Annotated in this window: 4 protein-coding genes and 1 rRNA gene; all 5 read right to left on the bottom strand. The window is 40.6% G+C overall.

All coding sequences use genetic code 11. The annotated features are described in order from the left end of the window. Positions 1-153: ribosomal RNA gene (locus tag NFS18_RS12840) — 16S ribosomal RNA — on the bottom strand; the annotation flags it as partial. Between the two features lie 420 nt (positions 154-573). Further along, positions 574-747 carry a hypothetical protein gene (locus tag NFS18_RS12835; RefSeq protein ID WP_251390729.1) on the bottom strand — a complete coding sequence of 58 codons (174 nt, stop codon included), beginning with the start codon at positions 745-747 and terminating at the stop codon, positions 574-576. A gap of 122 nt (positions 748-869) precedes the next feature. After that, the gene (locus NFS18_RS12830) at positions 870-3,293 is read right to left on the bottom strand and encodes a glycoside hydrolase family 2 protein (protein WP_251390727.1); all 2,424 of its coding nucleotides are present in this window, start codon (positions 3,291-3,293) and stop codon (positions 870-872) included. A 13-nt stretch (positions 3,294-3,306) separates the two neighbouring features. Then, complete coding sequence (locus NFS18_RS12825) at positions 3,307-4,674, bottom strand: MFS transporter (protein WP_251390725.1); 1,368 nt, start codon at positions 4,672-4,674, stop codon at positions 3,307-3,309. Positions 4,675-4,729: 55 nt separating this feature from the next. Beyond that, on the bottom strand, positions 4,730-6,103 hold the full coding sequence (gene melA, locus NFS18_RS12820; protein WP_251390723.1) for an alpha-glucosidase/alpha-galactosidase: 1,374 nt from the start codon (positions 6,101-6,103) through the stop codon (positions 4,730-4,732). Between the last annotated feature and the right edge of the window lie 85 nt (positions 6,104-6,188).

Genomic DNA, 6,188 nt, shown 5'->3' with positions numbered 1-6,188 from the left:
TATGAGGCAGGTTACCCACGCGTTACTCACCCGTCCGCCGCTCAGTCACAATACTTTCCTTCCGAAGAATTCAAGTATAGCGCTTCGCTCGACTTGCATGTGTTAGGCACGCCGCCAGCGTTCATCCTGAGCCAGGATCAAACTCTCGCATAAAGAACTTGGATTTGGTCTTTTCAAATCCTATGTTCGTTTGCGCTTCGTGTGTTCTTGGTGAGGTTCTTCCGAACCCAGAACCATCGAAGCTTCTTTGTTTGTCCAGTCAAGAATCACTGCTAGCAATTCTTTTCCTTTTTACTGTTTGGCATTGAACACTTAATGAGGTCTTTCACGAATTTAGTGTAAAAACCATTCGACATTGTCGAATATCATCTTGTGCCAATGTAGTTCTTAAAAATTTTCTCATAAGAAATTTTCAAGGGTTGTTGTCTATTGTTCAGTTATCAATGTTCTTGTCGTTCTCTTCATGCGACAGCTTTAAAATTTTATCAAAAAGCTTTTTCATTGTCAAGAACTTTTTTATTTTTCTTTGCTGTCTGTTCAAGCGACAGCTTATTTAGATTATCACACCGCTTCTTATTTGTCAACAACTTTTTTCAAGTTTTTTCGACATATTTTCAACAGTTCTTTCGGCAAGATTCCCGGATGCTCTCCAATCCCCTGCGGCTTCCGCTCGTCTGTACCAGCCTTCGTAAGACTGCCGTTTTCAGCGACAAAGACTATATTAACATTGTCGAATGAAATTGTCAACGTTTTTTCTACTTTTTACATATTTCGCACAATTCAGACAATTTTCAGCTAAAGAGAGTATCCTCTGACATCTGTTTTATCAAAAGATACTCTCAATGTTATAATACTATATCTTCTTTTACTTACTGTTTCTTCATGGAAATTCTGCACACGCCTTTATGGTACATGCCCTTTACTTCAATTTCCGCATCCTGTTCTTCTCCTAATGTCCGAACCCAAAAGGCTGACGTTCCCCCTGAGAGTACAAACCTAGAAGGTCCCATAAGCTGCATTGCTCCATGAATTTCCACTTCCACACACTCCTGTACAAACGGCATGATATTTCCGTTTTCATCTAATGCACTTACAGCAACTCTTGTTGCATCATATGTTTCCCCATCTACTATCAACTGAAGATCGTCCGGCTGCACCACAAGTTTTTCATAATGTTTGTCTTCGCCGATTCTGCGGGTACATACACATTTCCCCTGGACATATCCTTCCAGTTCAAAGTTATTCGCAATTTCTCCCCAGCCGCCGGCTGCCTTCACAGCTTCACCATATAACGCTTTCACATTGAGGTTATATTTCTGAGCTTTTTCATTAATAAACATGAGATCCTGCGGAGACATATCCAAAAGTTTTCTTGTCACCACCTTCTGCAGCAAGAACTGTCTAAACTCCCGAGCATCCTCCTGATCCATACCAAAGTCCAGACTCTGTTCCATCAGATGTGACACAATAACTGGCGGGTGCTGCAAATATGGAAACATTTCTCTTTCCGGATAAAAATCATCAATATGCTCTCCGTTTTTATATACTCTGACATAATCACAGTTTGTCAATATATAGAAAGGAACTGTTCCTCCTTTATCTCTTTCGCCCCTGCTCGCCGCAGTAATCGGTTCCAACACTGCTCCGTCTTCAAAAGGTTTTTGGGAGCTATATGAAAATGCCGCAAATTTGGGATTACGAAACATATCATATACTCCATGATAACAGACCTTGTCCCCAGATCCAAAGCAGCTATGTGTATTATAATCAAACGCACACCAACTGATTCCGCCGGATATATCCTCTCGTTTCATAACTTCATTGATTACTTTCAAGTGTCTCATGGCATGCTCAACCACTCTCGACTCCTGATCGAATTTTTTAGTGGGATACATATGGCCATTGCTCTCGGTTACCAATAGCGGAACATCTTTTTCAAGTCCTGTTGTTTCTTTTTGCGGACGGAACACATCGCCGCTTCCGTCATATGTGAAATCATTATATGTATATACATCCTCGAGAAATTCACTTCTTTGAATATAACGTGTACCACCGGTCTGCCTGTATGGATCCATTTCCTTTGCAATTTGATTCGTCCTCGTATAGAAGTCATGATGATCTTGAGATTCGTTGATTCGCACGCCCCATAAAACCACGGATGGACGATTGAAGTCTCTTTGAATCATTCCCTTAAGTTCTTCACAGGAATGTTCCTGCCACAGTTCATCCCCAATGTGCTGCCACCCTGCAATCTCTTCCATTACAAGCAGTCCCATTTCATCACATGCGTCAAGAAAATGTCTGGATTGCGGATAATGACTTGTTCTCACAATATTGCATCCCATATTCTTTCTTATAAGCTCCGCATCCTTCTTCTGGATGCGTTTCGGCATGGCATATCCATTATACGGCCAGCTCTGATGCCGGTTCAGTCCGATCAGTTGTACATGTTTTTCATTTAAGAAAAATCCATCTTCTTTAAATTCTGCTTTCCGAAAACCAAACCGTTCTCTTAGAACATCTCTTTTCTTCTCTAGTTCAACAACTGCTTCTATTATATAAAGCTGAGGATTCTCTATATCCCAAAGTTGAATTTCCCGTAATCCGCCCAGATAAATTTCACAGGAAGATTTCCCCTTTTGTACATTAATTTCTTGGCACACTTCCTCTATAACTACCTCAGGCCTTTTTGTATCTATGCAGGAAATCCTCAAGGTTCCCTTCGCTTCTTCATCTGACCGCAGGTCACAAACACACTTTAATGTCTTTTCCTGCTCTAACGGATTTTCACAACTAATCCACAATTTTTCCAATTTTAACCCATCTGATATGTTCAGCCAGACCTCTCTGTAAATCCCTCCGTATGTAAGATAATCCACTACATTTCCAAACGGCGGAATATCCTTTCTCTCTGTGGAATCAACCTTTACCACCACTACATTTTCCGCGTCATATTTGACATACGGAGTTAATTCTACTGTAAATGGTAAATATCCGCCTTCATGCTTTCCTGCCAAAGAACCATTGCAGTATATTTCACAGGCAATCATTACTCCCTCAAATTCCAGAGATATCTCTTTGTTTTCTGCAAGGTCAGACAGTTCAAATTTCTTCTTATAGCAACTGATAAACTGATATTCCTGCTCACAAAATCCATTGAACGGAAGTTCCTTATTGGTATGCGGAAGTTCTATTTTCTGAAACCCTTCTACTGTGTTATCACAGCTTTTATCTTCATCTTTAAATCTCGGTTTATAGAACCAGTCCCTATTCCACGCAATTTTTTTTTGCATTGTCACCCTTCCTTTATTTTTCTTCTTTCTCTCTTCTCTTTGCCAGTTCTTCCATAATTTCTTCATGCTTACTTTCTGTCAGACTATAGAAGAAAATCGGAACTGCACCGATCATCATTACGATTCCCGGGAGGAAAGAAATTACAAAATGAAATGCACCCATAGTTTCTGCGCTCTGTTCTACATTTGGAACGTATCCGGTCATCGTAAGCACCACCGCAACTGCAACGCCTACCAATGCAGATGCTATTTTTGTGATCAGCGTTCTTGTTGATGTAATGATTCCTTCATTACGCTGTCCTGTCTTCCACTCTCCATATTCGATTGTATCTGCTGTCATAGATGTCAGCATTACAAATGCCGCACCAACACACAGAATCTGAAGCGCGCCCATAACCAGCACGAACGGTACGCTTGAATATCCTCCAACAAAAAAGATTCCGCTAATGATCAGGTTGGCGATCATTAATGCAAGAAGCGTTCTTTTTTTCCCTAATTTTTTTGCTAACAACGGAGCAATGCAGGTACCTAAAATAATACTCGGCAAGGTAACAAGACTCATTACCGACATCAGTTTTACATTTCCCAATGTATAAGTTGTATAATAATAATTTAATGTCATTTTCATAATAAATGCAAGATTAATGACCAGATTTGTAATCATAACACAGAATAACGGTTTATTGACTACTAATGACTTCAATGCCAGACGGAAGCTGAACTCCTGTGTCGGCGGCTGTACATGTTCCTTTGTCAGTGCAAAGCATGTAAAATATAATGTAGCTCCTATGATCGCAAATATTACTGCTGTCATAAAATATGCATGCGCACTGTTCGTTCCTCCAAAATTCACAAGTAAAATCGGGATCAGCATATTTCCAACTGTGCTTGCAATATTGGTTCCCAAATTAGCCGTCGTAAATATTTTTGTCCGTTCTCCCGGATCACTTGTCATAGCTGCCGGCATACTCCAATACGGAATGTCCACGCTTGTGAACGCCATGCCCATTAATATATAGGTTACTGCCGCATAAACTGTATTGCCGACACTGCCAAAACCAGGAACTGTAAAGTTCAATATAAGACATGTTGCCACAACTGCCGGCATCCTCAGCAGCCAACAGCGGTATCTTCCGAATTTGCTTTTTGACCTGTCTGCCAATATTCCCATCATCGGATCATTAAATGCATCCCACACACGCGCAATCACAAAAATAGTTGCCATAACTGCCGGATTCATCCCAAAAATATCTGTATAAAATGCAGTAATAAATCCACTCCACAATGCATATACCATGTTCTGTCCCACACCGCCAAGTGCATGTCCGAAGATTTCTATTCCCCGTACCTGTTGAGACTGTACTTTATTTTTTTCGCTCATTTTCCATTCCTCCTTGATTACCTATCGTTTTTCTTTTGCACATTTCCAGATGTAATTAATGATATTTCGGCAGCCATGTTCCATGTGCTTCTATCATCTCATCAACCATGCTGCGGATTTCATCAATTGTTAATTCTGAAGATGTATGCGGATCCAGCATTGCAGCCTGATAAATGTACTCTTTCTTTCCAGTCAAAGCTGCATCTACTGTCAACTGCTGCATTCCAATATTTCCCATATTTAATGCCGCAAGCTGATGCGGAAGGCTTCCGACAACACATGGCTGAATCTTTCCCTGATCCGCTACGCATGTAACCTCAACACAACAATCCTGCGGAAGATTATCTATTAAACCGTGATTCATTACATTTCCCGCAAATGTAAATGGTTTTCCTGTTTCCAGTGCTTCCAGAATATAAGACGGATACTCATGTGTGCGCCCATGCGTCAGATTCACATCACATACAAGCTTATCTCTTAACGAATTCCAGTGTTCGATCTGTATTTTGCACCGGCGCAGATACTCATTGAGCGGAATCTGATATTTCTCGATTAATTCCGGATGATTTTTCTTAATAAAATACGGCATAAATTCAGCATTATGTTCACTGGATTCTGTCACATAGTATCCAAACTGTTTCATAATCTCAAACCGAACCAAATCATCATGTTTTTCTGGTGTAAATTCATATTCCGGGTAAAGAAGCTGTGGATAATCTTTCAGCATATCTTTTGTATATGGTTTGATAATTGGTCCTGTTTCTGCCCGTTTCTTAATTTCCGGATAATAATCTTCCCCGTTCCTTGTAACTTCAAGCAGCCAAGCCATATGATTGATCCCCGCAATCTTGTAGCGGACCCCATCCTGCGGAAGTCCCAGGCGATATAGAAGCTGCGGTACACATACCTGTACAGAATGACAAATTCCTATGGTACGGACAGGTGACGATTTCAGCATCGCCATAGTCAGCATTGCCATCGGATTCGTATAGTTTAAAAACAATGCATCCGGACAAACCTTTTCCATATCTCTGACAAATTCTAACATAACCGGAATCGTTCTCAACGCTCTGAAAATTCCGCCGATCCCCACTGTGTCTCCGATTGTCTGGCGCAAGCCATATTTCTCGGGAATTTTAAAATCTGTGATGGTACATGGATCATACCCGCCGACCTGAATCGCATTAATTACATACTTTGCGCCGCGCAATGCCTCTATCCGGTCTGTGTATTTTTTAATCTTTGCCTTTCCTGAATTTATATTCTTATTCAGAATAGACAGCATTTGGTATGACTCATCCAGGCGTATTTCGTCAATATCATACAATGCATACTCAAATTCTCTCAAAGCATCTGTCTGCATGCAATCTCCCAATACATTCTTTGCAAAGACTGTACTTCCTGCACCTAAAAACGTGATTTTGTCCATTTTTTCTCTTCTTCCTTTCTCCTTTTTATTTATTTTGCACAACTCTTGTGGTTAGTATAGCAAATACACATACACACATCAGTTA

Origin of the sequence: Mediterraneibacter agrestimuris (assembly GCF_943193195.1) — a bacterium.
Classification (GTDB): Bacteria; Bacillota; Clostridia; order Lachnospirales; family Lachnospiraceae; genus Schaedlerella; species Schaedlerella agrestimuris.
Note: the sequence above shows the minus strand (reverse complement) of the source record. Positions and strands in the feature narration are given on the sequence as shown.